The organism is Halobellus inordinatus, assembly GCF_024464655.1.
Taxonomy (GTDB): Archaea; Halobacteriota; Halobacteria; order Halobacteriales; family Haloferacaceae; genus Haloquadratum; species Haloquadratum inordinatus.
The window spans coordinates 419643-445127 of the sequence record NZ_JANHAV010000001.1; the positions used below are offsets into that span (position 1 = coordinate 419643).

Genomic DNA, 25485 nt, shown 5'->3' on the forward strand with positions numbered 1-25485 from the left:
TTTTGGCGGGTCGTGCCGCCGATACCGACTATATAAATCATAACGGTCTATTTCGACAGACAACGCGACTCGGGGCTGTGCACTGGGTTCGGGCGAGCGATTCCGAACCGCTTTTATATTCTCCGTCGGTGGAATGGGTACGGACCGCTCCGGGCCTCTCTTACCCCGTGTCTGTGGCACGGAGCATTCGTCGCTATACCGATGAGCGAGAAGAGTACGTACACTCGCGTGAACGCGAGAACGAGAGACGAATCGCGAACGAACGACGGCCGAGACGGCGACTCGGCCGGCCAGCGGTGGGTACGACCCGGCCAGGAAGAAGAAGAAGAGACCGAAGAAGAATCCACCGAGGAAGAGCTCTCCTGTCCGGAGTGTGGCGGCAACGTCGTCGTCGACGACGAACACGGCGAGACCGTCTGTGACGACTGTGGTCTGGTCATCACCGAGGACTCGGTCGATCGCGGCCCCGAGTGGCGCGCGTTCGACGCCAAGGAGAAAGACCAGAAGTCCCGCGTCGGCGCGCCGACGACGAACACGATGCACGACAAGGGGCTCTCGACGAACATCGACTGGCGCGACCGCGACGCCTACGGCAACTCGCTGTCGTCGAACCAGCGCCAGAAGATGCAGCGCCTCCGCAAGTGGAACGAGCGCTTCCGGACGCGCGACTCGAAAGAGCGCAACCTCAAGCAGGCGCTCGGCGAGATAGACCGGATGGCCTCTGCGCTCGGCCTCCCCGAGAACGTCCGAGAGACCGCCTCTGTCATCTACCGCCGCGCGCTCGACGAGGATCTGCTCCCCGGCCGCTCCATCGAAGGCGTCGCCACCTCGTGTGTCTACGCTGCGGCGCGGATGGCGGGCGTCCCCCGCTCGCTCGACGAGATCGCGGAGGTCTCCCGCGTCCCCAAGAGCGAGGTCGCGCGAACCTACCGCTACATCGCCCGCGAACTGTCGCTAGAAGTCAAGCCCGCCGACCCCGAGCAGTACGTCCCCCGATTCGCCTCGGAACTGGGCCTCTCTGACGAGGCGAAACTCCGCGCGCGCCAGCTGCTGAAGAACGCCAAAGAGAAGGGCGTCCACTCCGGAAAGTCGCCGGTCGGCCTCGCGGCCGCCGCCGTCTACGCCGCCGCCCTGCTCACCAACGAGAAGACGACGCAGGCCGCCGTGAGCGACGTTGCAGATATCTCCGAGGTCACGATCCGCAACCGATATCACGAACTGCTCGAAGCCGAAGAGAGCATCGGCCTCGCGTAAGCCGGGTCTCGGTATCGCCGTCGGCGCGGCGATTTCGTCGGCACTCCGCATTTCTGGCCACCTCTTCCCCGCGAGACAGCCGTCGGCACCCCGCGAGGCAGCCGTACGTCCCCTGCGTGACAGCGAGAGATATTCCCGTGAGTTTAAGAACGCCCACGGCGTCGGCCACGGATATGACTCGAACGCGACGCCGTGCGATGATCGCGACGCTCGTCGCCGTCCTCGGTGCCAGCGTCGGCGTCGCCGGGGCCGGACATCTCTACCTCCGCGAGTGGCGACGGGGCGCAGCGTGGTTCTCGTTCGTCATCGGGGCGGCACTCGTGCTTCTCTCGGTGTTCGTCGATCCGACGACGGTCAGTCTCACCGATCCCGCGTCCGTCGCGGCGATGCAGCCGTCGTCGCTGCCGACGATCGTCACCGCGCCGCTGTTTGCGCTCCTGCTGCTCAGCGCGCTCGACGCCTACCGTCTCGCGACCCGTGGACCGACGTCGACGGACGCACCGCAGTGTCCGAACTGCGGCGGCGAGATCGACCCGGAAATCTCGTTCTGTCCCTGGTGTACGGTCGAGTTCGAGAACTACCCGGTCGAGGACGGAGAAGTCGGCGATCGACGAACGGAAAACTGAACGCCGCTGCGATATAGAGCGTTTGCAAGTCTTCACTCACCCAATCACACCAGTCGTGCGATCGACTCTGTAATCAGTTGCAAACGCTACTACAGACGCCTACTTCTCGATGATACTCTCTTCGACGGCCTCGCCGAAGTGTCGCGCGGTCTGCTCGTAGAACAGCAGGACGTCGTCTCCGGCTTCCAGGTCCGTGACGGCCGTGCGTCCCTCTCGCGTGTGGACCTTGATCGTCTCGGCGTTCTGCAGCAGCGTCTCCACGCGGTCGCCGTCGACCTCGGCCTCGATGCGGAACATCGGGCGCTTTTCGATCTTCACGCGGCCGACGACGGCCTCGCGCGTCTTGCCGTCGGCGTCGACGACTTGCACCTCGTCGCCGCTCTTGAGTTCCGAGAGGTACTTCGTGCCGCCGTCTGGCGTCCGGACGTAGGCGTGGACCGCGCCGGCGTTGACTCGGAACGGCCGGGAGGCGACGTACGGCGATTCGGCGGTCTCGGCGTGGACGAAGAACAGTCCGCGGCCCATACTGCCGACGAGCATCCCCTCGTCGTGTTCCATCAGATTGCCCGTATCGACGCAGACGCGGTCGGCCATCCCGGTCCGTTCGACGGCCGTGACGGTGGCCCACTGGAGGTCGAGCGTCTCGCGCTCGGCCTCGTCGCGCACCTCGACCGTCTGGCGGATCTCGTCGGGATCGTCGGAGTCGAGAAGTACGCCGTCGGCCCCGAGTTCGAGCGTCTCGAAGGCCGTCTTGGCCTCTTCGGCGGTCGTGACACCGGCGATCAGGTCAGTCTCCTCGCCGATCCGCGCGATGAGGTTCTCCAGCGGGATGATCGTCCAGTCCTCGCCGACGACGATGGTGTAGTCAGCGTCTTTGGCTGCCTCCTCGGCGAAGCTCTCGTAGTCCTTCGAGAGAATCCGGACGTAGGAGCCCTGCGCTCGGTTGTCCTCGCGGCGGAGCGTCGTGAGATCGGCCGACCCGGAGAAGTCGCCGGGGAGGTCGACGGTGCCGTCGCCCTCGCCGTCCTTGCCGACGATGTACGTGTCGGCCTCGCTCGCGGCGTCGATGCTCGCGGCGTCCTCGTCACCCTCCTCGACGTCGTCGATGAGCGTCGTATCTGAGTCCGTCCGGAACGCCGCCACGGAGACGTCGCCGAGCGAGCGAACGCGCTCGACGTCGTCCTCGTCGACGAGTACCCAGTCGACCCCGGCTTCGAGCCCTGCCGTGATCCGTCGTTTGCGTGTCTCCCAGTCGCCGACGCTGTCGTCGGCCTTGAGCCAGACGCTTCGTGTCATCGTTGTCGGCTCAACTCGGTCGGTGCGCTTGAACGTGGCGACTCTGCGGAGGATTGCCGCGGTGCCGTCTCCGCTCAAGCGTCAGCGTTCGTCAGTCGGCTGCTCGACGGCCGAGACCGCGCGCGGTTCGTCCGGGTCGCCGTCCGGATCCCGGAGTCGACGGTGATACCAGACGACGTCGCGCCACTCACCCAGTTTGAAACCGGCAGCGGGGAACTGTCCGACGCGCTCGAAGCCGTGTCGTTCGTGAAAGCGCTCGCTCTCGGGGTTCGGCATTCCCAGCGCGGCGTACGCCGAGCAGTACCCCTGCCGGCGGAGCGTGCCGAGCAGGCGGTCGTACAGCCGCGTCCCCACGCCGGACCGATGTGTCGCGGGATCGACGTAGATGGACGTCTCGACGGTCCAGCGGTACGCCGCCCGGTCGCGGAGCCGGCTGGCGTAGGCGTAGCCGACGACCTCCTGGTCGCGCCCCCCCGCATCGCTGACGGCGACGTACCACGGATACTCGTCGACCGCGCGCTTCGCGCGGATCTTCTCGGCGAGTTCGGCCGTTGTCGGCACGTCGGTTCGGAACGTCGCCGGGGAGTCGCGGACGAACGGCGCGTAGATGTCGCGGATGGCAGCGGCGTCTTCCGGGCGGGCGGGACGGAGCGTCACGATAGCGTCCGAGGTATCTGACGAGTCCGCACGACAGTCCGTTCCGTCGGCGTGCGGGTTCGGTCCGGCGTCCTCGCTCATACATCTCGAACCGACCCGCGAGCTAACCTCTCTTGCGGTTGCGGCGCGCCAGCGCATCGCGGCCGACCCTCGAGTTCGTCTGAGAAGGTGAGCGTTTTACCGCTCGGCCGTCTTTGCACTCGTATGACTGACCCGGCCGACCTCTCCGTGACGCTCGTCGACGGCTACGTCGACGAGCCGGCGCACTTCGGCGTGCCGCCGTACATCTCGACGTATCCGCGGTTCACGGCCGGTGCGATCGTCGACGCCGGCGTCCCCGAGGCGAACGTCACGTACCACACGATCGACGAACTCCGCGAGGACCGGGCGAAGTGGGCCGACGTCGCCGACGCCGACCTGTTCGTCTACCTCGGCGGGATGACCGTCCCCGGCAAGTACGTCGGCGGGACGCCCGCCGAACCCGACGAAGTGCGCGAACTCGCCTGGGCCGCAGAGGGCGTCTCCGTGATGGGCGGGCCGATCCGCTTCGGCGTCGGCGAGGAGAACGCCGGCGCACAGGAGATGCAGCGGCAGGACCTCGACTACGACTTCCTCGCGATGGGCGACGTCGAGGCCGCGGCGTACGACCTCGTCGACAGCGGACTGGAGGGCTTCGAGAACCGCTACCGCGACAACGACGAACTGGACCGCTGGGCGGCGCAGGGCGCGTTCGTCGTCGAACAGCATCCGAACCACCCCGAGTACCTCATCGCCGAACTGGAGACCTCGCGCGGGTGCGCCTACCGATGTTCGTTCTGTACGGAGCCGATGTACGGCAACCCCGCGTTCCGGACGCCCGAGTCGGTCGTCCGCGAGGTCGAGAACCTCTACGAGCGGGGCGTTCGACACCTCCGGCTCGGTCGACAGGCCGACATCCTCGCGTACGGCGGCGACGGCGAAGCGCCCAACCCGGACGCCCTGCGCCGACTCTACGGCGGGATCCGGGAGGTCGCGCCCAACCTCGGGACGCTTCACCTCGACAACATGAACCCGATCACGGTGGTGAAGTGGCCCGAGAAAGCCAGAGAGGGCATTCGGATCATCGCCGAACACAACACGCCCGGCGACACCGCGGCGTTCGGACTCGAATCGGCAGATCCCGTGGTACAGGAGCGAAATCAGCTGAACGTCACCGCCGACGAGTGCTTCCGAGCGATCGAGATCGTCAACGAGGAGGCGGGCTGGCGTCCCGGCGACGACCCCGCCGACGCGCCGACGCACGGCGACGGCGCCGCGAACCGCCTCCCGAAACTCCTGCCCGGGATCAACCTCCTGCACGGGCTGAAAGGTGAGCGCGCGGAGACCTTCGAGCACAACAAACAGTTCCTCCAGCGCGTCTACGACGCGGGGCTGATGGTCCGGCGGATCAACATCCGGCAGGTGATGGCCTTCGAGGGCACCGAGATGGCCGACGAAGGAGCCGACATCGCGAAGGAACACAAAAAGCGGTTCAAACAGTACAAACGCGACATCCGCGAGGAGATCGACCGGCCGATGCTGCGGCGGCTCGCACCGATCGGAACCGTGCTGCCGGACGTCCACCTCGAATATCACCAGGACGGTCGGACGTTCGGCCGGCAGCTCGGGACGTATCCACTCTTGGTCGGCATCCCGGGCGAGCGCGACCTCGGGGCGACGATCGACGTCGCGGTCGTCGACCACGGCTATCGGTCGGTGACCGGCGTTCCGTACCCGCTGGACCCCAACGCGGCGACGATGGACGAACTCACGGCGATTCCTGGCATCGGCGACCGGACGGCCGGCGATATCGTCATCAATCGCCCGTACGACTCTGCGGCGGCCGTGCCGAGTCCAGAAATCGACTTCTCGACGTTCACCGGGAGCTACCCGACTGACGAACGACCGAGCGCGGACTGACGATAGGATTAGATCTCTTCTTCGATCACTTCGCCGACGGCGAAGTTCGATTTCACTTCGGTGACCTCGATCTTCACTCGGTCGCCCACCTCCGTGTCGGGGACGATGATCACGTAGCCGCGTTCGACGCGGGCGATGCCGTCGCCTTGCTTGCCGATGTCCTCGATCTCGACGTAGCGCAGTTCGCCGGGTTCGACCGGCGGCTGTGGCTCCGAGGACGGCCGTTCGGACTCGGACGGTTCCGAGGAAGACTCGACGGCACGAGAGATGAGAGCGACGCGGTAGGCCTCGCCGGGTTCTATCGACCCGGTTTCGACCTCGCGCTTCGGTACTTCGACGACGTAGCGATCCTCTTCGGCGCGAACGTCCGCGTTGAACAGACACAGGAGTTTATCTGAGATTTCCACCGTGTAGACCTCCGGTGGTATCTCTCGGCGAATCGTTAAAGTAGTACCGCCGGTCACGCCACCGCGGCGGGTCGATTTCCCCACGATTGCTGGGTTTTCTCCGCGCTCATCCGAAGTCCCCGAGCGTCCGCTGGAGTCCGGCCGCCATCGTCGATTTTCGCCGGAGCGTCGACAGCGACACGGGGAGGTGCTTCGTGACGCCGCGGACTGCGTCGCCGAACGTTTCAGCGGTGCCGTGTTCGTCCTCGAACGCGTCCCGGACGGTCTCGCGAACCTGCCAGACGCCGACCGGCCCCCAGTAGTCGTCGGAGACGTGCCGGAGGACGAGCGCTTTCGCCTGCCGGCCACGGTCTTCGAGGTGTTCGAGGACGGCCAGCCGTGCTGCGTGGTACGCGCCGGCGGTCTCGTCGACGTAGCCTGTGCGACCCTCCGAGCCCTCGCTGTCCGCGGCGAGGTACATCCCGGCTTCGGGGTCGGGATTCCAGACGCTCCCGGGTGCTTTCAACTCGACGAGTTCGTACTCCCACTTGCCCGGTGCGAGGATCACCCAGAAGGCGTTTCCGAGGAACTCGTTGCGGTGGACTTCGACGGCGTCGATTCCAGGATTCGTCCGGATCCGCCCTCTGAGGTACTGGCCGACGGTGTCGTCGACGGCGGTGATCGACCAGCGCGTGGGCACGAGTCGCCGCTGGTCGGTCTGTCCGAGCGCGCCCGCAGAGAGAATCGTGTTGATGTCGTAGACGTCGAAGCCGCGGCGATAGAGGTAGTTCATCGCGCCCTCGGCGTTCCAGTCGTCGTCTTCGAGCGTCTTCTCGACGGGACGCGGCACGTGGGGGTTCTCCGCTAACTCCGCAGAGCGGGCACGAGCGCGCGGCCCGACCGGCGTGGCGACGTCTTCGACGCCGACGTCTAAGTCGACGTCCGGGCGTTCGTCGAGGCCGATCTCGACCGTCACGGGACGGTCGGCGATCGCCACTTCGCGCTGGGTGCCGAGAAAGCCGTTCCACGAGTCCGCGACGTTCGTCACCTTCTGTGAGCGATTGGAGTTGAGAAGCGACGTGCGCCGCGCGAAGACGTCGGAGATCGAGACGCCTTCGTCGTACCACGCTCCGGAGGTCTCGAACTGCTCGGCGTTTTCGTCGTGACCGACGGGCGAGAGAAGGCCCGTCGAGACGCGCGGGTAGTTGGAGGTGCCGACGAAGATCGACGGCGAGACGCCGCCGTACAGCGAGTCGCCCTGGATGGTCTCCTCGAAGCGATCCTGAAACGTCTCCAGGTGATCGAGGATGTCGTAGGACTTCTCCTCGGCGAGTCGCCGACGCTCCGCGCGCTCGTTCCGCTCGACGTCGACGTACTCGTCCAGATTCATCGTGTGGGTGTGCGGCGGGGACGGATATGAACCTTCGGCGTCTCGTCGATCGACCCGCGGCTCGGTGCGTGAGTTTATCTACGAACGAGCGGCCAGCGATCGTGTGACGTGATGTCTATCCCGCGCCGGGCAGCGGTTGTTCGGCACGTCGGTGCGGGACTGTGGCGTGCCGACTGTTCGCTATCGCACCGCTTCTGGCGACACGGCACATCGGACGTGGCGCTCCGTGGGGAGGGCGCTACCGGATGTGCCGCGACGCGAGAGCGTCTACCGGATGTGCCGCGACGTGAGGTCGACGTTTCTCTCCGGGACGATCGTCCCCCTGTGGCTGGAGGAGGTACGTTCGAATGTGGAACGGCCGAGTCGTCCGCGCTCGCAACAGAGGCGGCTCGACCGTCGAGCGACCGACAGTACGAAGCGACGGAGGGGATTTTGGCGCCCTCCGAGACTCGCGAGCGACGCCGGCGTGGCTCTAACTGTGGATGCCCATCGCTTCGATCTGCTCTTGGTAGCGATTCCGGATGGTGACTTCCGTCACCTGCGCGACGTCGGCGACCTCGCGCTGGGTCTTCTTCTCGTTGCAGAGCAGCGACGCCGCGTAGATTGCCGCAGCCGCGAAGCCCGTCGGCGACTTCCCGGAGAGCAGTCCCTTCTCTGCGGTCGTCTCGATGATCTCGTCGGCCTTCGATTGGACCTCCTTCGAGAGATCGAGTTCCGAACAGAACCGTGGGACGTACTTCTTCGGATCGACCGGCTTCATCTCCAGGCCGAGCTCCTGGGAGATGTAGCGATACGTCCGGCCGATCTCCTTTCGATCGACGCGGGAGACCTCAGAGATCTCCTCTAAGGACCGGGGGATTCCCTCCTTGCGGCACGCCGCATAGAGGGCAGAAGTGGCGACGCCTTCGATGGAGCGGCCGCGGATGAGGTCCTCGTTGAGCGCGCGGCGATAGATGACCGACGCGACCTCCCGTACCGATCGTGGGACGCCCAGCGCCGACGCCATCCGGTCGATCTCCGAGAGCGCGAACTGGAGGTTGCGCTCGCCTGCGTCCTTCGTCCGGATGCGCTCTTGCCACTTGCGCAATCGGTGCATCTGTGAGCGCTTGCGCGAGGAGATCGAGCGCCCGTAAGCGTCTTTGTCCTTCCAGTCGATCGTCGTCGTCAGCCCCTTATCGTGCATCGTCTGTGTCGTGGGCGCGCCCACGCGAGACTTCTCTTGGCGCTCGGAGTGGTTGAACGCCCGCCACTCCGGTCCGGGATCGATCTGCTCTTCCTCGACGACGATACCCGTCGGTTCGTGGATGAGTTCTCCGTCACCCGTACGGACGAGGTCTTCCTCGTCCATATCCTCGAAGTCGATGTCGTCTTCCGCTCCGTCCGCCTCGTCTTCACGCTCGCCCTGCCATCGCGTCCTCTCGACGTCCTGTTCCCGCTGGCGGGTGGGCCGTGTCATCGCATTTTTATATTCGCTATCTCGATACAGTTAAACCCTCGGCTGTTCGGGGTGCACCGTCGCACGAGTCGTACGGTCGGCGGCGGCGACGACGCCCTCGGAGAGCGAGGAGAGACCGAACGGTTCTTTCCCGCGCTCTGACTCTCTCCGGTATGCCGAGTGTGGAGTGCGATCCCGACGTCGCCCGCGACCGACTCGAAGCCGCGGGCGTCGAGGTTCGGGCGGGTAACACCGACTACGAGCGGTGGCGTGCCGAACGCGGCGGGGCGACTGCCGTCGCCTACGACGACAAGGTGGTCGTGCAGGGATCGCAGCCGACAGATCTGCTTGCGATCCTCCGGTCTGACGGTGGCGGACGCGCGCACGTGTACTTCGACGGCGCGAGCCGCGGCAACCCCGGCCCCGCGGCGATCGGCTGGGTCATCGTCACGAGCGACGGGATCGTCGACGAGGGGAGCAAACGCATCGGCGAGACGACGAACAACCGCGCGGAGTACGAGGCGCTCGCACGCGCACTGGAAGTCGCCCGCGACTACGGGTTCGACGAGGTCGACGTTCGCGGCGACTCCCAGTTGATCGTCCGCCAGGTGAAAGGCGAGTACGACACGAACAACCCGGAACTGCGGGAGCGACGGGTCCGCGTGCTCGAACTGCTCGATGCGTTCGATCGGTGGTCGCTCGAACACGTACCGAGAGCGGTAAACGGACGCGCCGACTCACTAGCGAACGAGGCGCTCGACGATGGCTGAAGACCACAGTGAGACGTTCGATCGACGGGAGCGCGAGGCGGCAGACGTCCCAGAGCCGGCCGACGGACGCCGGCCGACCGGAAGTGACGATGCGGCCGACGATCCCGAGATACCCGAAGACGTGATAGACGAAGCGGAGCGGCTGACGCGACTGGAAAGCGAGGCCGCCGTCGACGACGCCGCGGAGGCGTACCAGGAGCGTCGCGACGAACTCGTCGACGAGCACGACTTCACCGCACGCGTCCGCGACGAGGACGACACGCTCGTTCTCTACCCCGAGGAGTGGGTCGAAGACGGTACGGTCCAGTTCGATCGCATCGAGGATACCGACCGCGCGGTGGAGGTATCGCTGTCGGGTCCAGACCACGGCGCGGAGTGGGAATACGTCGAAGACGAGAACCAGGCGATCGTCGACGCGATAGAGAAAGAGTACGGTCCCGCCCACGCCGGCAACGTCCGCGCGTTTGCGGACTTTATGGGAAACCACTACCTCAAGACGGTCGCGGACGCCACGCCCGAGGAGCGCGAGGAGTTCCTCGCGGAGTACTACCCGCGCAACGCGTGGCCATCGAAAGAACAGGAATCCATCGTCGTCGATAGCGTCGAGCTCGTTGCCGAGGTGGTCGACGACGGAGTGCCCGGAACCTGAACTACAGTAGCATTCGCGAGTCTTCACGCACCGACCGCACGACAGCGTGTGATCTGGTGCGCAATCGGTTGCAAATGCTACGATATCCGGTCTATCGGTACGCTTCGACGAGGTCGGTGAGTTCTGCGGCGCGTTCGTCGCCGGTGACGAACTTCGCGAACATCCAATCGAACTGATCGAGGAGCGCGTCGTGGCCCTGTTCGGTAAGCTCGTACTGGTTCGTCCGCTTGTCGAGTTCGCTCTTTTCGACGAGTCCCATCTCGACGAGGTCGTCGAGGTTGGGGTAGAGTCGGCCGTGGTTCACTTCGGTGCCGTAGTACGTCTCGAGTTCGCGTTTGATCGCGAGGCCGTACATCGGCTCCTCGGCGAGGATGACGAGGATATTCTGCTGGAATGCCGTAAGGTCGCGTACCACACCTTCCGTGTCAGTAACTGTTTGTGCCTCTGACATACCAGTTGAAATGGGTCCGGGATATTTAACGCTTCTCAACTAATCTTCACATTAAAACCAAATCGGCCTCTAGCCGGTTCTTGGCGGTCGCAATCGGGCGATCCGTGTTTCTTCCCCCACGGATATCGGCCCGGAAATGTCTAGTGATGGGCCCGTCTGGGTATTCTTGGACGAATATTACCCGATCATCAAATCGGTCGCATATACCGCGTTACACGCTGACACGTGTGATGTTACCGGTTGCGTACCGACGATGCGAAAGGACTTTTTGCTCGTTCGGAGACAGCACAGGTATGACGAACCTCTGGGAAGACATCGAGACCGGCCCGGACGCGCCGGACGTCGTCTACGCCGTCGTCGAGTGTCTAAAGGGCGAACGGAACAAATACGAGTACGACAAGGACGTTCCCGGTGTCGTCCTCGACCGCGTGCTCCACTCGAACGTTCACTACCCCTCGGACTACGGGTTCCTCCCGCAGACGTACTACGACGACGAGGACCCCTTCGACATCCTCGTGCTCGTCGAGGATCAGACGTTCCCCGGGTGCATCATCGAGGCCCGCCCGGTCGCGCTGATGCGGATGGACGACGACGGCGAAAAAGACGACAAGGTGATCGCCGTCCCCGACGAGGACCCGCGCTACGACGACGTCCAAGACGTCGACGACCTCACCGACCAGCAGAAGGCCGAGATTGCCGAGTTCTTCGAGACCTACAAGAACCTCGAAGAGGGCAAACAGACGGAGACGCTCGGCTGGGAAGACGCCGCCGCCGCGAAGGACGCCATCGAGCACGCGATGGACCTCTACGAAGAGAACTTCGCGTAAGCGACCCCTCGTTCCGTTTTTCGCGCCGTATCACCCTGCTTAGCAGCGGTTTACGTCACCCGGATACCTCCCAGTAATGGTCGCTGTGCGCCCCGATGCGTTATGCGTATGGGTAATCTTTTGCCCGTAGGGGCTGAAGTACTATCTGTGATGGCTGCCAAGAACCCGCGCCTCGGCGTCGCCCACCCGACGGTCGTTCCCACCAACCACCGACAGGAGCGCGACGCAGACGAGGCTCCGACCAGCGAGAGCGGATCGGAAGAGACGACCGAGAACGCGGCGTAACGACGTCTTCTTCGAGCCACGTTCGACGACCGGACCGCTGTGCCGACGAGCGGTCGTGGCCGCGAAACGCCGAACGTCTTGGGTGAAAAATACAAGACTGCTCATAGGGATTATCGTAACTGTTCGGAGATTCTCGCCGCACCGTCCGGCGAGAAATCTACGAGGACTTACGATAGTCCCTATCAGTTCGTGGTATCAGTATGGAACAAAACGTCGGCCGAATGGATCGACGCGCACGCATCGCTGCAGGAGCGACGCTACTCGGTGCGGCCCTCACGACGCGCGGCCCGGTCCGGCGGGCGGCCGCGCTCGGAGCTGGCGGGACGATGCTCGCGACGGGTGCGACGGGGTACTGTCCGGCCTACGACGTCGCCGGCGTCGACACCCGCGAGAACGACGCTAGCCCGGACGGATCGGGTGGGGGTCGTCCGGACGGATCGGATCACACCGACGAGGCCGTAGAGATCGACGTCGAGGCCGCCTGAGTCCCGCCCGAGTTCGGGTCTCCGAGGCGTTCCCGGATCGGCGACCAGCGCCTCGCCGAACGGTGCCCGCGCAATCGTCGCAAGACGCCGGTGGGTGGGGCCGGCCCGTTCGCCAGCCTCGCACCGCACGCGATCCCACCGAGGGGAACCGCTTTTACTTGCGCCGCGACTACGGTGAGTGATGGCTACCTGCGACGAGTGCGGGAAGCACGAGAACCTGCCGTACCAGTGTCGACGGTGCGGGAACACGTTCTGTGCTGAACACCGACTCCCGGAGAACCACGACTGCCCGGGCCTCAGCGACTGGAACGACCCCTCGGGCGTCTTCGACAGCGGGTTCGACGACTCAGTCCAGAACCGCGGCAGTACGTCGCGTTCGAGTGGCTTCGCCGACCGACTGCTCGGCACTGGCGGCCCGCTCGGGTACTTCCGTGGAAATATGAGCTACGTCTTCCTCGGCGTGATGTGGATCACGTTCGCGCTGCAGTACTTCATCTTCCCCTTCCTGCTCGGCGCGTCGCCGCGGAGTTCGCTCTGGCAGGCCGCGTTCGTGCTCTCGCCCGGGCACATCGAGTACGTCTGGACGTGGCTCACCTCGATCTTCGCCCACGGCGGCTTCACGCACATCGCCTTCAACAGCATCGCGCTGTACTTCTTCGGCCCGGTGGTCGAGCGCTATCTCTCCACGAAGCGCTTCGCCGCGCTCTTCTTCGGGGCGGGCATCATCGCCGGGCTCGCGCAGGTCTTCTCGACGCTGCTGACGGTCGGCCCCTTCGGCGCGGGCGTCGTCGGCGCGTCCGGGGCGATTATGGGTGTGCTCGGCGTGCTCACCGTCCTGAACCCGAACCTGAAGGTGTATCTCTACTTCATCATCCCGATGCCGCTGTGGGTGCTCACGTTCGGCTTCGCCGCGTTCAGCATCGTCGCCGGCTTCGGCGCCGCCGGCAGCGGCCTCGTCGGCGGTAACGTCGCCCACCTCGCACACCTCGCCGGCCTGCTCGTCGGCCTCGCCTACGGCGTCCGCGTGAAGGACCGGGTCGGCGTCCCGAACTCCCTGCAGTTCGGTCGCGGCGGCGGCGGAATGGGCGGTGGTCCGGGCGGCCCCGGCGGTCCGGGCCGACGCCCCTGAACCGATGCGGCCGGTTCGTCCCGAGTTCGTCCCCGACCCCGCGCTGACGCGCGCGGAGATGGAGTCGCTGCAACTCGACGTCGCCGCGGCGGCGATGTGGGAAGACGCGTTCGATTTCGATCCAACAGCTCTGTCGCTGCGGGCCGACCACACCCTCGATGCAGCGACCGATCCCGACGACCGTCCGCTCGTCGCCGGGGTCGATCAGGCGTTCCTCGACGACCGCGCCGTGAGCGTCGTGGTCGTCCGCCGCGGGGAGACTGTCGTCGAGCGCGCGCACGCCGTGACCGACCTGGAGACCCCCTACATTCCTGGACTGCTCGCCTTCCGGGAGGGTGGGCCGATTCTCGCCGCGTTCGCGGAACTGGCGTGTGAGCCCGACCTCGTCGTCTTCGACGGCAGCGGCCGCATCCACTACCGGCAGGCGGGACTGGCGACGCACCTCGGCGTGTTGCTCGACCTCCCGAGCGTCGGCGTCGCGAAGGGCCTGCTCTGTGGCACCCCTGACGACGACGTCGACGGCCGCCCGGAGGGGTGGCGGACGCCGGTCCGGGCCGGCGCGGACGTCGAGAACGCTGCACCCGGTGAACAGATCGGCCACGCGTTCCAGTCCCGGCAGTACGCGTCGCGGCCGATCGTCAACCCGCTGTACGTCAGTCCGGGACATCGCGTGGGCGTCGGGACCGCGACCGACCTCGTCGAGCGGCTCTGTGACGGCTACAAACTCCCCGAGCCGACCCGGCTGGCGGACGCCTACGCCGACGAGGTGAAGGCGGAGTACGCATAACGAGTGTCGCGTCGGGTATCGCGGCGACGCCGCTGTACTCTCTCAGATCTCTCAAACACTCCTTTGATCCTCCACAAGGCCCTTTCTGCCCACTGCCGTGTTCCCACGTGATGGACCTCACACGAGCCGCCTCCGTGGTGGTCGCCGTCTTACTGCTCTCCGCCGGTTGCCTCGGCGTCCCGAACGGCGACGCTCCCTCGACCTCGACGTCGCCGACGGCGTCGACGCCGGCCAGAACGGCTCACGCGTCGGACCAGCCGGATCCGAACAAGGAGGTGCGACTGGAGAACGCCTGGAACCGGAGCGTCGAGATCCACGTGCGCGTCGTCCGCGAGACGACGAACGAGACGGTTCACGAGGCGACCTACACTCTCGAACCGGGTGCAGAACGCGACGTCTACAACCTCTCGGCGGCTGACCCGGCGGGGATCGAACCGTTCCGCGTCGTGGCGGCCGCCCGCAACACGACAGAGAGCGTCACGATCGAGACGAGCGCGTGCTACGGGAACGCCTACGTGGAGATCACAGACGAGGGGGAACTCTATTCCTACTACGCCATCTGCTGACCGCGGATCGGTGTCGGTACCGAGCGTGCGCCCAGCGCTGACGTACCAGCCCGTTCGGCGACTCGAAAACACTTATTCGTACGCTCGCACTCCCAACGCGTATGAGCGAAATCGTTGTCAGCCTCCCCGACGGCTCTGAACTCTCTGTTTCGGAGGACGCGACGGTCGAGGACGTCGCCTACGAGATCGGACCCGGACTCGGCCGCGACACCGTCGCGGGCGTCGTCGACGGGGAACTCGTCGACAAGGCGGCACCCGTTCACGACGGTGCCGAGATCGTCATCGTCACCGACCAGAGCGACGAGTATCTCCGCGTGCTGCGCCACTCGGCCGCGCACGTCTTCGCCCAGGCGCTCCAGCGGCTCCACCCCGAAGCGAAACTCGCCATCGGGCCGCCGACCGACGAGGGCTTCTACTACGACGTCGCGAACGTCGACCTCGATCAGGACGACCTCGAAGCGATCGAAGACGAGATGGAGGCCATCATCGAAGAGGACCTCCCCATCGAGCGTGAACTCCGGCCGCGCGAGGAGGCACTCGACACCTACGACGACAACCCATACAAACAGGAGATTCTCCAGGACGAGGCTGCCGGCGAGGATCCCATCTCCTTCTACGTCCAGGGCGACTTCGAGGATCTCTGTAAGGGTCCCCACGTCGAGTCCACGGGCGAGATCGGTGCAGTGACGCTTCTCAACATCTCCTCGGCGTACTGGCGTGGCGACGAGGACAACGACACGCTGACGCGCGTCTACGGGACGGCCTTCGAGTCCGAATCCGACCTCGAAGACTACCTCACCCTTCGCGAAGAGGCCCAAGAGCGCGACCACCGAAAGCTCGGACAGGAACTCGATCTGTTCTCCATACCGGAGGTCACGGGTCCCGGCCTGCCGCTGTATCACCCCAACGGGAAGAAGATCCTCGACGAACTCGCCGACTACGCCCGCTCGCTCAACCTCGACGCCGGCTACGACCCCGTCGAGACGCCCCATCTGTTCCGGACGGAACTGTGGAAGAAGTCGGGACACTACGACAACTACGTCGACGATATGTTCCTGATGGACGTCAACGACGAGGAATACGGCCTGAAGCCGATGAACTGCCCGGGCCACGCGACCATCTTCGATCAGAAGTCCTGGTCCTACCGCGACCTGCCAGTTCGCTACTTCGAGGACGGCAAAGTCTACCGGAAAGAGCAGCGCGGGGAGCTCTCGGGCCTCTCGCGCGTCTGGTCGTTCACTATCGACGACGGCCACCTGTTCTGCCGCCCCGAGCAGATCGAAGGAGAGGTCAATCAGGTGATGGACGCCATCTACGAGGTGCTCGACACCTTCGACCTCGACGCCCACGTCGCGCTCGCGACCCGCCCGGAGAAGTCCGTCGGCGGCGACGAGATCTGGGAGCAAGCGGAGTCACAGCTCCGTTCGGTGCTCGAAAATCAGGGCATCGACTACGACCTCGAACCCGGCGACGGCGCCTTCTATGGTCCCAAAATCGATTTCGCCTTCGAGGACGCGCTCGGTCGGAAGTGGGACGGTCCGACCGTCCAACTCGACTTCAATATGCCCGAGCGCTTCGAGCTCTCCTACACGGGCGAGGACAACGAGGAGCACCGTCCGGTGATGATCCACCGCGCGCTGTATGGCTCCTACGAGCGCTTCTTTATGGTGCTCATCGAGCACTTCGACGGCAAGTTCCCGTTCTGGCTCGCGCCCGAGCAGGTCCGCATCCTCCCGATCAGCGACGACCAGCTCGGGTACGCCCACCGCGTGAAGAACGAACTGGGCGACTTTCGGACCTCGGTCGAGGACCGCTCGTGGACGCTCGGCCGCAAGATCCGCGAAGCACAGGAGGACCGCGTGCCGTATATGATCGTCGTCGGCGAGGACGAGGAGGAGAACGGGACGATTTCGGTGCGCGACCGGAAGGAGCAGGAGCGACAGGACGTCGACGTCGAGACGTTCCGCGCGCACCTCGAATCCGAGTACGACGAAAAGCGGATCGAGCCGGACTTCATCGAGGAGTAACGCGGTCTCTGGGATCTCTCACATCCTGCGGACGCGCGGACGGGCGGCGTATTCTTGCGAATACTTCGATAGAGAGACGAGTCGGTCGTCTCGTCAGTCGGCGTCGTGACCGTATCCCGTCGCGGGCGAGGACTGCTTCTCGCAGATCTGGGCTCGACCCGGAGAGAGGTCACACACGCGGGTACGCGCCCGCCGAAGGTGCCGATAGATTCGGTACTCCAGACTCGACCAGTGGACGACCCGCCGCTGCGGGAACACCCGGCTTCGGGCGACCCGCTGTCGGGGGACCAGCACGCCGCCGAACTGCTCGCGGACGAGTTCGTGCTGGACGAGGACGAACCCAGTGAAGATGCCGAGGAAGCCGAGGACGGTCGTCTGGCTCACCGTCTGCCCGAGCAGGAGCCAGCCGCCGAGCGCGGCGACGATCGGCTGGAAGTAGCCGACGAGGTTGCTCTCGGCGGGGCCGACCCGTTCGTGGAGCGCGAAGTAGACGAGAAAGCCGATCACGCCCGAGGCGACCGTCAGATACGCGAGTGACGCGAGCGCGGTCGTCGTCCACTCGACGGTCGCGACGGCTTCGCCGCGCGCGAGCGATCCGGCGAAGAGCACGCCAGCCCCGAGAAGCATCGCCCAGCCCTGCATCGAGACGTCCGCGAGCGTCGTCCGAAGCGGGGTCGAGAGCACAGAGCCGAGCGCGAACGTCGCGGCACCGGCGAGCAAGAGACCGACTCCGAGGAGGTCCGACGCGAACAGGTTCGACGGATCGAGGTCGGCGACGATGGCGACGCCGAGGAGCCCCACGACGAAGCCGCCGGCGGAGACCGCGTCGAGCGAGTCGTCGAGGAGCATCGCAGCGAAGACCGCCGTCAGGACCGGTGAGAGACTCACGACGACGGCGGCAACGGGGCCGGGGACGGACAGTTGTCCGACGTAGAGCAGTGCGTGGTAGCCACCGACGAGGAAGGTGCCGACGACGGCGACGTTCAGCCACTCGGTGCGACCGCGCGGTCGGAGGCGGTCCGTCGTGACCGCGGCGTAGCCGAGGACGAGGACGCCAGCCAGCGCGTAGCGGACGGCCGCGAAGAACAGCGGCGGGACGTGGGCGAGTCCGGCCTCGATGGCGACGAAAGAGAGCCCCCAGACGGTCGCAAGTGTGACGAACAGCACCACCTCAGGTGGTAGAAACCGGGAACGAATTCCATATCTCATAGAGATATCTTCACTCAGGCCTGGAGATGTTTATACTTATCTACAAAATAGAGCAATACAATCGTTTTAGATTCCATAATATTAGGAATATGGGGAGATATTACGCAACGAGACCGTGCTACTTCGAATCACGGCGAGTCACAAGTGATGTCGGGGCCCTCTCTCGGGAACGACACGATCGGATCGGCGCTGGAATTCGGGTAGCGTTCAAGTGCTTCGACCGCCTACCTCCGCCTAGACAGTGCAGGTGAATCACCCCGAGACCGCCGCTGCTGCGGTGAAACGATGAGCGAAGACAGCCCCGTCGTCGTCGCGAAACGGGTCGACGGCGGCGATACTGCCGACTTGAGCGAGATTATGGACCTGGCCCGCGCGGCCGGCTACGACGTCGTCGGCCAACTCTCGCAGTCGCGCGAGGAGGACGCCGCCTACCACTTCGGCGAGGGGAAAGTCGAGGAACTCGCCGCGCTCGTCCGCGAGACGAACGCCCAGGCGGTCATCGTCGACAACCGCTTGGGGCCGTACCAGACGTACAACATCGGCGGGAAGCTTCCGGAGGGCGTCGAAGTGATCGACCGCTTCACGCTTATCCTCGAGATTTTCGGCCAGCGGGCCAACACCCGCAAGGCGCAGTTGCAAGTCGAACTCGCGGAACTGCGCTACGAACTCCCGCGCGCGGAGGCGAAAGCGTCGCTGGCAAAGCGCGACGAGCGCCCCGGGTTTATGGGCCTCGGCGAGTACGACGAGAGCCGCGAGCAGGACATCAAAGCGCAGATCTCCCGTATCAAGCAGGAACTCGACGCCATCGCCGACAAAGAGGAGACGCGTCGCGAGCAGCGCCGGGAGTCCGGCTTCGATCTCGTCGCGCTCGCTGGCTACACGAACGCCGGCAAGTCGACGCTGATGCGCCGGCTCGCAGACGACCTCGACGTGGGCGAGAACGAGGGGCTCCACCCGGATCTCGACCCGACCGCGGAGTCGGAAGACCGCCTGTTCACGACGCTCGGCACGACGACGCGCCGAGCCGACACGGGGACGAGAGACGTTCTCTTGACCGACACCGTCGGGTTCATCTCCAATCTTCCGCACTGGCTCGTCGAGTCCTTCGAGTCGACGCTGGATTCGGTCTACCGCGCCGACCTCGTGTTGCTCGTCGTCGACGCCTCCGAGTCGATCGAGGAGATGCGCGAGAAGCTCATCACCAGTCACGACACGCTCTACGAGCGGAACGAAGCGCCCATCGTCACGGTCCTCAACAAGATCGACCGCGTCGACGAAGACGAACTCGCGGAGAAGCGCGCGGCGCTGGACGCCCTCGCGCCGAACCCGGTCGTCGTCTCGGGACTCACCGGTGAGAACATCGACGAACTGACCGACCGCATCGAAGCCGAGCTTCCCGAGTGGCGCGAGGAGCGACTGCTCTTGCCGATGTCGGACGACGCGATGAGCCTCGTCTCGTGGCTCTACGACCACGGCCACGTCGAGCGCGAGGAGTACACCGGCGAGGAGGTCCTCGTCGAGTTCTCCGCGCGCCCCGCCATCGTCGAGAAAGCGCGATCGAAAGCGGCAGACGTCCGCGTTCCAGCCTCCAACGCGGAACCCGAATCCGCCGAGTCCGAAGCGAGCGTCGACGGGCGGTAGGACCCGGGGCCTACTGGGCTCGATGTCCGAATCGACGACGCGGCCCGACTAGGCGTCGTCGACCCGCTGCTTCTCTTTTGTCAGGACTTCGACGTCGGTGATTCGCGTGTCGGGATACTGCCCGTCGGCCGTCTTCTCGGCGGCTTTGACCATATCCCAGACGACGTTCAGCCCGGTCGTGACGCCTTCGAGAGCTTCCATCTCACAGCCGGTCTTCCCGGTCGTCTCGACGGTCACGGTGAGCGTCACGTGGTCGTCCCGGACGTCGAAGTCGGTGTCGACGTTCGTGATCGGGATCTGATGGCACATCGGGATCGTCTCCCAGGTGTGTTTCACCGCCTGGACCGCGCCGATGCGCGCGGTCGCGAGCACGTCGCCCTTGCCGATCTCGTCGTCGCGGATCGCGCCGATCGTCGACTCGGTGAGCTGAATCGTTCCGGCCGCGACGGCTCTCCGTTGTGTATCGGGCTTCGCGCCGACGTCGACCATCTGGACGTCGCCCGTCTCGTCGACGTGTGTGAGTTCCGCGTCGCTCCCGTCAGATCGAGCGTCGCCGTCGTCCCTCCGGTCGGCGTCGCGCTCTGCGTCGGTCATTCGTCGCCCTCCCGAAGCGCCGCGGGCAGCCGATCGATCAGATCCGTTGCCAGGAGACCGTACCCGTTCTCGTCGACGGCTGCGTCGCCGGCGCGTCCGTTTCCGTAGGCGGCGACGGCGGCCGCCTCCAGCGGTGTGAGGACGCACGCAAGCGCGCCGGTCGCACCCGCGAGAACGTCGCCGGTACCGCCGACGGTCATCCCCGGGTTCCCGGTGCGGTTGACGCGCGTCTCGTCGCCGTCGGTGATCACGTCGTAGGCTCCCTTCACGAGCAGCACGTGACCGACGTCTTCGGCGAACTCCGCGACCAGTTCCACGCGCGCCCGCCACTCGGTGTCGGTCTCGCCGCCCATCGCCTGCAACTCGCCCTGGTGGGGCGTGCAGATCAGGGTCGCGTCGGTGTCGACCGTCGGGACGACTTGGAGTGCGTCGGCGTCGACGACGGCGGTGCCGTCGTAGCGTTCGAGAAGGTCGCGAACGGCCGCGAGGGTCTCCTCGTGGCTCCCGAGGCCGGGGCCGAAGACGGCGACGTCGTGCTCGGCCGCGAGCGTCAGAATTTCGCCCACGTGTGCCGGCTCCAGATGGTCGCCGTCGTAGGGACGGAGGATGAGGTTCTCGCTGTAGCCCTGGATCTCGCGCGCGACCGACGCGGGGCAGGCGACGCGGACGAGGTCCGCGCCGGCTCGGAGTGCCGCCTGTGCGGCGAGTGCGGGCGCGCCGGTGTACGGGCCGCCGCCGACGACCAGTACCTCGCCGAAGTCGCCCTTGTGGCTCTGGGCTGGACGCCCGAGTTGCTGGAGGTCGCCCGGTCCGGTGAACAGTTCCGCTGCCGACGGGATCCCGATGTCTTCGACGGTGACGTCGGCGTCGAGCGACGTCAGTCCCGGTTTTTCGTCGTGGAACGTCACCACGTGGTCGGCGTCGACGGCGACGCCCGCGGCTTCGCCGGTGTCGGCGTCGACTCCCGAGGGGACGTCGACCGAGAGAACCGTCGCGCCGAGGCGGTTGATCTGCCGGGCGGCCGTCGCCGCCGGTTCGCGCAGCGCCCCCGTCACGCCCGTGCCGAGCATCGCGTCGACGATCACGTCCGGGTCGCCGAGGTCGAAATCGAGATCGACGGAATCTGTGACTGTCCGCGCGTCGTACTCTGCGGCACGCAGGGCCTCCCAGTTTTCCCGGGCCAGATCGGTCGTGATCGTCTCCGGCCGACCGAGGAGGTGGACGGTGACGTCGTAGGCGTCGAGAAAGCGGGCGGCGACGAGTGCGTCGCCGCCGTTGTTCCCGCGGCCGGCCACGATCGCGACCGCGTCTTCGGGGTCGGCCAGGCGGCGTACCGTACGGGCGACGGCGTTGCCGCTCGACTCCATCAACTGCTTCCGCGGGACGCCGAGCGCCTCGGCGTTGCGATCCACCGCGGCCATTCGCTCGCTCGTTATCATACTCCTCAGTTCGGTCCGACCTATCCTAAAATGCGAGGGATGCTGTAGCGCGCCCGACGCTGGCCTCGCCACTGGCCGTCCCCGGCAAAGCGTGACCGCTCCGGTCACGCGTGACGTGGTGTGTGTCGGATATCCGAAACGTTTAGGCAGACGTACGTGGAATACGGTGGTATGTCGGGGCTCCTGCCGTCAGAGACAGAGACTCGTCCTCCCAATGGGGACGATAGCACTCTCCGCGTGCTTCCGCTCGACGACGATGACGCCGCCCAGCTCATAAACTGTCTCGCCTCCGACACTGCCCGCTCGACACTTGCGGCTCTCCAAGAGAACCCTGCCACCGCCTCCGAACTCGCAGACGACGTCGAAACCTCGCTGCAGAACGTTCGGCACCACCTCGACAATCTCCGCGACGCAGAGCTCGTCCGCGTCGTCGACACCCGCTACTCCGTGAAAGGACGCGAGATGAAGGTGTACGCGCCGGCCCGCGACTCGTTGGTCGTCTGCGTCGGCGACTCGGCAGACATCGATCACACGTTCGAATAGCTACGGGGGGCGGTCGACAGGAGTCGCCGTCTCGCCGTTTCGTCTCGGCCGAGCGTTCAAATACTGAGCCGCGGCCACTCACCGACACCAATATGAGCGCGGCGCAGCCACTGCAGCACGTGAGTTGGCAGGCGGTCTTCGGCCACGACGACCCGTATTCCGAGCAAGCCGACGGCATCGACGCCGCCGTCGAAGTCGCCGAGGAGAACGGTTTTCTCGTCGTCGAAGGGGCGTGCGGAACTGGAAAGACGATGCTCGCGCTTACGGCGGGCATCGACCGCGTCCGCGACCCCGAGTCGGACTACGAGCGCGTGCTCGTCCTGACGAGCGTCAAGCAGCAACTGCGCCAGTTCGAGGCCGACCTCGAAACGATCAACGCGAACCTTCCGGACGAGTGGTCGCCCGTGTCGGGACTGACGCTCGTCGGGAAGGCCGACGTCTGCCCCTACAGCCGCGAAGGCGTCGCCGGCGTCGACGACGAGACGGTCTACGATCGGTGTGAGGGCCTCCGCGAACGAACGCGAAACCTCGTCGGTGACGGCGGCGATACCTCGACGGGGACACTCGTTTCGGAGGCCCGCCAGACGCAGATCGGGCTGCTCGACTCGGGCTCAACACAGGGGCCCGAGTACCTCTCCACCGCCGGCGAACCGACGCCGTATCTCCCCGAGACCGCCGAGTACGGCGACACGGAGTACTGTCCGTTCTACGCGACGTTCCTCGACGACGTCCCCGAGGACGGCGACCCGATCGAGGCGGTCCCGTTCGATCTGACCGACCGCGGCCACATCGACACTGAGGAACTCGTTCGCCTGAGCGCGGGCTACGGCACCTGTCCCCACTCGGTGATGGGCGCGGTCATCCCGCACGCGGAAGTCGTCCTCGGGAACTACTACCACGCGTTCGACCCCACGACGGTTGGCTCGTTCACGGGTGCGCTCGTCGACGAGGAGACCTTCGTCGTCTGCGACGAGGCGCATATGCTCGAACCGCGCGTTCGCGATCTGGTGAGCGACGGCGTCGCCGAATCGACGCTTCGCGACGCCGAGAACGAACTGACGCGGGTGATCCAGCCCATCGAGTTCGAGGATGCGGGGAAATCAAGTGCGGATGGCGACGCCGGAAGCGCCGACGCCGACCTCGTCCGCGGCGAACTCGCCGACGCGGACGTGACTCTCCGCGAAGTGCGCGAGATCCGCGAGTTCGTCTCGGATCTTCGCTCGGAGATCGACCGCCGCGTGAACGCCCACCTAGACCGGACACTGCCGGACTGGCGCGCGGACCTCACGCGCCTCGACGACGACGAGATCCCGCTCCGCGACCCCGAAGATCCCGGCGTCGACGAACTCACGGCGTGGGCCGACGACGCCGGCTACGATGACGCGACCTGGCTCCGCGCGGAGTCGGTCGGCGCCGTCGTCGCTCGCATCCTGAACGAGGCCGAAGACGACGACGTCCGACGGGCCGCCCCCGCCGTCGGGCGAACGCTCGCGAACTGGACTCGGACCGACCACGTCGCGTACTTCAGAGAACTCGAACTCGAACGCACCTGGGACGAGACCGCCCGCCAGAACTCCTGGCGACGCGCCTACAACGCCCGTATCTCGCTGCACAACTGCGTCCCCGGCGAGGCGATTGCAGAGCGGCTCGGCGAGTTCGGCGGCGGCGTCCTGATGTCGGCGACGCTCGAACCGATGGCTGTCTTTCGGGAAGTAACAGGGCTGGACGCGCTCGCGGACGACGGCCGGCCGATCGAGGAGCGGACCTACGGGCTCTCGTTCCCCGCGACGAACCGCGCGTCCTTCGCCGTCGACGTGCCGAAGTTCACCCACGAGAACCGCGGCCCGCGAGGCGAACTGAATCCGACCCGACGCGCCCACGTCGATGCCGTCTGTGAGATCGCGCGCTCGCCGGGGAACGTCCTCGTCGGGATGCCGAACTACGCAGAGGCCGCGTGGATGGCCGAGGCCCTCTCGGAGCGACTCGACCGCCCGGTGCTCCTCGACGAAGCGTCCGACGACGACGCGACCGAGGCCCTGAAGACGGAGTTCTTCGGCGGGGAGTCGAAAGTCCTCGTCACGAGCCTCCGCGGGACGCTCACCGAGGGCGTCGACTACCGGGGCGACCGCCTCGCTGCGGCGGTCGTCTGCGGCGTGCCGATCATCGATACGTCGAGTCCGCGGACGCGGGCGGTGAAGACGGCGTACGATCGCCGGTTCGGTTCCGAGGGCAAAGGGAGTCGGAGCGGGTTCGAGACGGCGCTCACCGTGCCGGCCGTGCGAAAAGCGCGGCAGGCGATCGGGCGCGTCATTCGCGGGCCCGACGAGGTCGGGATCCGTGCACTCGTGGACGCTCGCTACGCTCGCGAGTCCTGGGACAGCGTCCGGGAGTACCTCCCCGAGACCGAACGCGAGGAGTTCGATCCGGTCAGTCCGGATATGCTCGGCTACGGCGTCGACCGGTTCTGGTCGTCGCTCGAAGCGGACTGAGAGAGAGAAGTCGCTATTCGTCGTAGGCGGCCTTACACTCGTCAGAACAGAAGTGTCGCTCTTGCACCTGGCTGTCCTCGATCCACGTAACGACGCGGTGGGTCGGCGACTGCACGATCTTCTCTCCGCAGGTCGCACACGCGGGTGCGTTAGATTCGTCGATATCCTCTCCGAGATCGGAGGTCGGGTCTACCATCTCTTCGAGTGCTTGGCACTCGGGCACACTTGACTCCGTGTTACCCGGCGGAACTTGCCTGCCAACAGTAGTGGTTTAGTACGTCCGTAGCGATAGTCCGAGTGTGGACTGAGATGTCCGACTTGCCCGGCGATCCCGAAAACCGCGCTCCAGAGCCGAGAGCCGAACGCACCGACGATGCGTCGCATCGACTGTTCGAACTCCGAAGCGTCGTCGTCCGCTACGAGGAACGGCCGGACCGCTGTACGATCTACCCGCGTCGGGAGAGTTGCTGTGAACACGTCGACGCCTGGCTATCCGCCGACGCGGACGCGTTCGTCCCCCTAGAAGAAATGCGGTAGTGGCGCCGCAGGACGTCCGTCACTTTCCCGGTTGGCGTCTCCCGCCGCGCTTGCCGGTCTCGAACGGTTGTCCTG

26 protein-coding genes are annotated in these 25485 nt (G+C 65.8%); 16 read left to right on the plus strand and 10 right to left on the minus strand.

The annotated features are described in order from the left end of the window. Positions 1-201: 201 nt before the first annotated feature. Both NO347_RS02115 and NO347_RS02120 read left to right on the plus strand, forming a co-directional pair. Positions 202-1254 carry a transcription initiation factor IIB gene (locus NO347_RS02115; protein ID WP_199722982.1) on the plus strand — a complete coding sequence of 351 codons (1053 nt, stop codon included), beginning with the start codon at positions 202-204 and terminating at the stop codon, positions 1252-1254. Positions 1255-1427: 173 nt separating this feature from the next. Continuing rightward, on the plus strand, positions 1428-1880 hold the full coding sequence (locus NO347_RS02120) for a zinc ribbon domain-containing protein (RefSeq protein ID WP_256288059.1): 453 nt from the start codon (positions 1428-1430) through the stop codon (positions 1878-1880). 99 nt (positions 1881-1979) lie between these two features. Here the strand turns inward: NO347_RS02120 and NO347_RS02125 are convergent, their stop codons facing one another. After that, positions 1980-3176 carry a 3-dehydroquinate synthase II gene (locus NO347_RS02125; RefSeq protein WP_256288060.1) on the minus strand — a complete coding sequence of 399 codons (1197 nt, stop codon included), beginning with the start codon at positions 3174-3176 and terminating at the stop codon, positions 1980-1982. Between the two features lie 81 nt (positions 3177-3257). Continuing rightward, complete coding sequence (locus NO347_RS02130) at positions 3258-3914, minus strand: GNAT family N-acetyltransferase (protein ID WP_256288061.1); 657 nt, start codon at positions 3912-3914, stop codon at positions 3258-3260. A gap of 123 nt (positions 3915-4037) precedes the next feature. Here NO347_RS02130 and NO347_RS02135 point away from each other — a divergent pair, with 123 nt between their 5' ends. Beyond that, positions 4038-5771 (plus strand): radical SAM protein, encoded by a 1734-nt coding sequence (locus tag NO347_RS02135; RefSeq protein WP_256288062.1) that lies wholly within the window; start codon positions 4038-4040, stop codon positions 5769-5771. 8 nt (positions 5772-5779) lie between these two features. On the opposite strand, the gene NO347_RS02140 is transcribed toward NO347_RS02135, so the two are convergent. The 3 genes from NO347_RS02140 to NO347_RS02150 all read right to left on the minus strand — a co-directional run bounded on the left by NO347_RS02140 (position 5780) and on the right by NO347_RS02150 (position 8895). Further along, positions 5780-6178 carry a TRAM domain-containing protein gene (locus tag NO347_RS02140; protein WP_121568106.1) on the minus strand — a complete coding sequence of 133 codons (399 nt, stop codon included), beginning with the start codon at positions 6176-6178 and terminating at the stop codon, positions 5780-5782. A 106-nt stretch (positions 6179-6284) separates the two neighbouring features. Continuing rightward, positions 6285-7547: a DNA repair protein NreA gene (gene nreA / locus NO347_RS02145; protein ID WP_256288063.1), complete on the minus strand. Its 1263-nt coding sequence runs from the start codon at positions 7545-7547 to the stop codon at positions 6285-6287. Positions 7548-8019: 472 nt separating this feature from the next. Continuing rightward, positions 8020-8895: a transcription initiation factor IIB gene (locus NO347_RS02150; RefSeq protein WP_394337702.1), complete on the minus strand. Its 876-nt coding sequence runs from the start codon at positions 8893-8895 to the stop codon at positions 8020-8022. Positions 8896-9155: 260 nt separating this feature from the next. Between NO347_RS02150 and rnhA the strand changes: the two genes are divergently transcribed. Then, positions 9156-9752, plus strand: coding sequence for a ribonuclease HI (gene rnhA, locus NO347_RS02155; RefSeq protein ID WP_256288064.1), 597 nt, complete (start codon positions 9156-9158; stop codon positions 9750-9752). Continuing rightward, complete coding sequence (locus tag NO347_RS02160; RefSeq protein ID WP_256288065.1) at positions 9745-10401, plus strand: DUF7108 domain-containing protein; 657 nt, start codon at positions 9745-9747, stop codon at positions 10399-10401. The genes rnhA and NO347_RS02160 overlap by 8 nt, the downstream gene beginning before the upstream one ends. Before the next feature lie 91 nt (positions 10402-10492). Here the strand turns inward: NO347_RS02160 and NO347_RS02165 are convergent, their stop codons facing one another. Further along, a complete protein-coding gene (locus tag NO347_RS02165; RefSeq protein ID WP_256288066.1) occupies positions 10493-10852 on the minus strand; it encodes a PadR family transcriptional regulator in 360 nt (119 codons plus the stop codon). Positions 10853-11145: 293 nt separating this feature from the next. Here NO347_RS02165 and NO347_RS02170 point away from each other — a divergent pair, with 293 nt between their 5' ends. The 7 genes from NO347_RS02170 (at position 11146) to thrS (ending at position 16958) form a co-directional block, all read left to right on the plus strand. Beyond that, the gene (locus tag NO347_RS02170) at positions 11146-11679 is read left to right on the plus strand and encodes an inorganic diphosphatase (RefSeq protein ID WP_256288067.1); all 534 of its coding nucleotides are present in this window, start codon (positions 11146-11148) and stop codon (positions 11677-11679) included. 150 nt (positions 11680-11829) lie between these two features. After that, the gene (locus tag NO347_RS02175; RefSeq protein ID WP_256288068.1) at positions 11830-11964 is read left to right on the plus strand and encodes a hypothetical protein; all 135 of its coding nucleotides are present in this window, start codon (positions 11830-11832) and stop codon (positions 11962-11964) included. Between the two features lie 200 nt (positions 11965-12164). Next, positions 12165-12449, plus strand: a complete 285-nt coding sequence (locus tag NO347_RS02180; protein ID WP_256288069.1) for a YgaP family membrane protein — start codon at positions 12165-12167, stop codon at positions 12447-12449. 181 nt (positions 12450-12630) lie between these two features. Then, the gene (locus NO347_RS02185) at positions 12631-13578 is read left to right on the plus strand and encodes a rhomboid family intramembrane serine protease (protein ID WP_256288070.1); all 948 of its coding nucleotides are present in this window, start codon (positions 12631-12633) and stop codon (positions 13576-13578) included. Between the two features lie 4 nt (positions 13579-13582). Then, positions 13583-14365 carry an endonuclease V gene (locus NO347_RS02190; RefSeq protein ID WP_256288071.1) on the plus strand — a complete coding sequence of 261 codons (783 nt, stop codon included), beginning with the start codon at positions 13583-13585 and terminating at the stop codon, positions 14363-14365. A gap of 110 nt (positions 14366-14475) precedes the next feature. After that, a complete protein-coding gene (locus NO347_RS02195) occupies positions 14476-14931 on the plus strand; it encodes a hypothetical protein (protein WP_256288072.1) in 456 nt (151 codons plus the stop codon). A 101-nt stretch (positions 14932-15032) separates the two neighbouring features. Then, complete coding sequence (gene thrS / locus NO347_RS02200; protein WP_256288073.1) at positions 15033-16958, plus strand: threonine--tRNA ligase; 1926 nt, start codon at positions 15033-15035, stop codon at positions 16956-16958. A 93-nt stretch (positions 16959-17051) separates the two neighbouring features. Here thrS and NO347_RS02205 read toward each other — a convergent pair whose 3' ends face one another. Next, on the minus strand, positions 17052-18125 hold the full coding sequence (locus tag NO347_RS02205; RefSeq protein WP_343217974.1) for a DMT family transporter: 1074 nt from the start codon (positions 18123-18125) through the stop codon (positions 17052-17054). A 327-nt stretch (positions 18126-18452) separates the two neighbouring features. Between NO347_RS02205 and hflX the strand changes: the two genes are divergently transcribed. Further along, positions 18453-19808, plus strand: coding sequence for a GTPase HflX (hflX, locus tag NO347_RS02210; RefSeq protein ID WP_256288074.1), 1356 nt, complete (start codon positions 18453-18455; stop codon positions 19806-19808). Between the two features lie 48 nt (positions 19809-19856). Here the strand turns inward: hflX and moaC are convergent, their stop codons facing one another. Next, entirely contained in the window at positions 19857-20402 is a 546-nt protein-coding gene (gene moaC, locus NO347_RS02215; RefSeq protein WP_256288075.1) for a cyclic pyranopterin monophosphate synthase MoaC, read from the minus strand. Further along, positions 20399-21841, minus strand: coding sequence for an NAD(P)H-hydrate dehydratase (locus NO347_RS02220; RefSeq protein ID WP_256288076.1), 1443 nt, complete (start codon positions 21839-21841; stop codon positions 20399-20401). The genes moaC and NO347_RS02220 overlap by 4 nt, the downstream gene beginning before the upstream one ends. A gap of 171 nt (positions 21842-22012) precedes the next feature. On the opposite strand from NO347_RS02220, the gene NO347_RS02225 reads away from it, so the two are divergent. Further along, positions 22013-22384, plus strand: a complete 372-nt coding sequence (locus NO347_RS02225; protein WP_256288077.1) for an ArsR/SmtB family transcription factor — start codon at positions 22013-22015, stop codon at positions 22382-22384. Between the two features lie 92 nt (positions 22385-22476). After that, positions 22477-24873, plus strand: coding sequence for an ATP-dependent DNA helicase (locus NO347_RS02230; RefSeq protein WP_256288078.1), 2397 nt, complete (start codon positions 22477-22479; stop codon positions 24871-24873). Positions 24874-24886: 13 nt separating this feature from the next. Here NO347_RS02230 and NO347_RS02235 read toward each other — a convergent pair whose 3' ends face one another. Further along, positions 24887-25069 (minus strand): DUF7576 family protein, encoded by a 183-nt coding sequence (locus NO347_RS02235; protein WP_256288416.1) that lies wholly within the window; start codon positions 25067-25069, stop codon positions 24887-24889. A gap of 113 nt (positions 25070-25182) precedes the next feature. Here NO347_RS02235 and NO347_RS02240 point away from each other — a divergent pair, with 113 nt between their 5' ends. Further along, complete coding sequence (locus tag NO347_RS02240) at positions 25183-25410, plus strand: DUF7511 domain-containing protein (RefSeq protein ID WP_121568125.1); 228 nt, start codon at positions 25183-25185, stop codon at positions 25408-25410. Positions 25411-25485: the final 75 nt, after the last annotated feature.

What these genes read in the sequence shown, in the direction of transcription:
- NO347_RS02165 (WP_256288066.1), bottom strand. Translation starts at nt 10,852, where the DNA reads ATGTCAGAGGCACAAACAGTTACTGACACGGAAGGTGTGGTACGCGAC.
- NO347_RS02235 (WP_256288416.1), bottom strand. Translation starts at nt 25,069, where the DNA reads ATGGTAGACCCGACCTCCGATCTCGGAGAGGATATCGACGAATCTAAC.
- NO347_RS02115 (WP_199722982.1), top strand. Translation starts at nt 202, where the DNA reads ATGAGCGAGAAGAGTACGTACACTCGCGTGAACGCGAGAACGAGAGAC.
- NO347_RS02190 (WP_256288071.1), top strand. Translation starts at nt 13,583, where the DNA reads ATGCGGCCGGTTCGTCCCGAGTTCGTCCCCGACCCCGCGCTGACGCGC.
- moaC (WP_256288075.1), bottom strand. Translation starts at nt 20,402, where the DNA reads ATGACCGACGCAGAGCGCGACGCCGACCGGAGGGACGACGGCGACGCT.
- NO347_RS02220 (WP_256288076.1), bottom strand. Translation starts at nt 21,841, where the DNA reads ATGATAACGAGCGAGCGAATGGCCGCGGTGGATCGCAACGCCGAGGCG.
- NO347_RS02230 (WP_256288078.1), top strand. Translation starts at nt 22,477, where the DNA reads ATGAGCGCGGCGCAGCCACTGCAGCACGTGAGTTGGCAGGCGGTCTTC.
- NO347_RS02175 (WP_256288068.1), top strand. Translation starts at nt 11,830, where the DNA reads ATGGCTGCCAAGAACCCGCGCCTCGGCGTCGCCCACCCGACGGTCGTT.
- NO347_RS02160 (WP_256288065.1), top strand. Translation starts at nt 9,745, where the DNA reads ATGGCTGAAGACCACAGTGAGACGTTCGATCGACGGGAGCGCGAGGCG.
- NO347_RS02135 (WP_256288062.1), top strand. Translation starts at nt 4,038, where the DNA reads ATGACTGACCCGGCCGACCTCTCCGTGACGCTCGTCGACGGCTACGTC.
- rnhA (WP_256288064.1), top strand. Translation starts at nt 9,156, where the DNA reads ATGCCGAGTGTGGAGTGCGATCCCGACGTCGCCCGCGACCGACTCGAA.
- NO347_RS02185 (WP_256288070.1), top strand. Translation starts at nt 12,631, where the DNA reads ATGGCTACCTGCGACGAGTGCGGGAAGCACGAGAACCTGCCGTACCAG.
- NO347_RS02125 (WP_256288060.1), bottom strand. Translation starts at nt 3,176, where the DNA reads ATGACACGAAGCGTCTGGCTCAAGGCCGACGACAGCGTCGGCGACTGG.
- NO347_RS02195 (WP_256288072.1), top strand. Translation starts at nt 14,476, where the DNA reads ATGGACCTCACACGAGCCGCCTCCGTGGTGGTCGCCGTCTTACTGCTC.
- NO347_RS02240 (WP_121568125.1), top strand. Translation starts at nt 25,183, where the DNA reads ATGTCCGACTTGCCCGGCGATCCCGAAAACCGCGCTCCAGAGCCGAGA.
- NO347_RS02120 (WP_256288059.1), top strand. Translation starts at nt 1,428, where the DNA reads ATGACTCGAACGCGACGCCGTGCGATGATCGCGACGCTCGTCGCCGTC.
- NO347_RS02130 (WP_256288061.1), bottom strand. Translation starts at nt 3,914, where the DNA reads ATGAGCGAGGACGCCGGACCGAACCCGCACGCCGACGGAACGGACTGT.
- nreA (WP_256288063.1), bottom strand. Translation starts at nt 7,547, where the DNA reads ATGAATCTGGACGAGTACGTCGACGTCGAGCGGAACGAGCGCGCGGAG.
- NO347_RS02180 (WP_256288069.1), top strand. Translation starts at nt 12,165, where the DNA reads ATGGAACAAAACGTCGGCCGAATGGATCGACGCGCACGCATCGCTGCA.
- hflX (WP_256288074.1), top strand. Translation starts at nt 18,453, where the DNA reads ATGAGCGAAGACAGCCCCGTCGTCGTCGCGAAACGGGTCGACGGCGGC.
- NO347_RS02150 (WP_394337702.1), bottom strand. Translation starts at nt 8,895, where the DNA reads ATGGACGAGGAAGACCTCGTCCGTACGGGTGACGGAGAACTCATCCAC.
- thrS (WP_256288073.1), top strand. Translation starts at nt 15,033, where the DNA reads ATGAGCGAAATCGTTGTCAGCCTCCCCGACGGCTCTGAACTCTCTGTT.
- NO347_RS02225 (WP_256288077.1), top strand. Translation starts at nt 22,013, where the DNA reads ATGTCGGGGCTCCTGCCGTCAGAGACAGAGACTCGTCCTCCCAATGGG.
- NO347_RS02170 (WP_256288067.1), top strand. Translation starts at nt 11,146, where the DNA reads ATGACGAACCTCTGGGAAGACATCGAGACCGGCCCGGACGCGCCGGAC.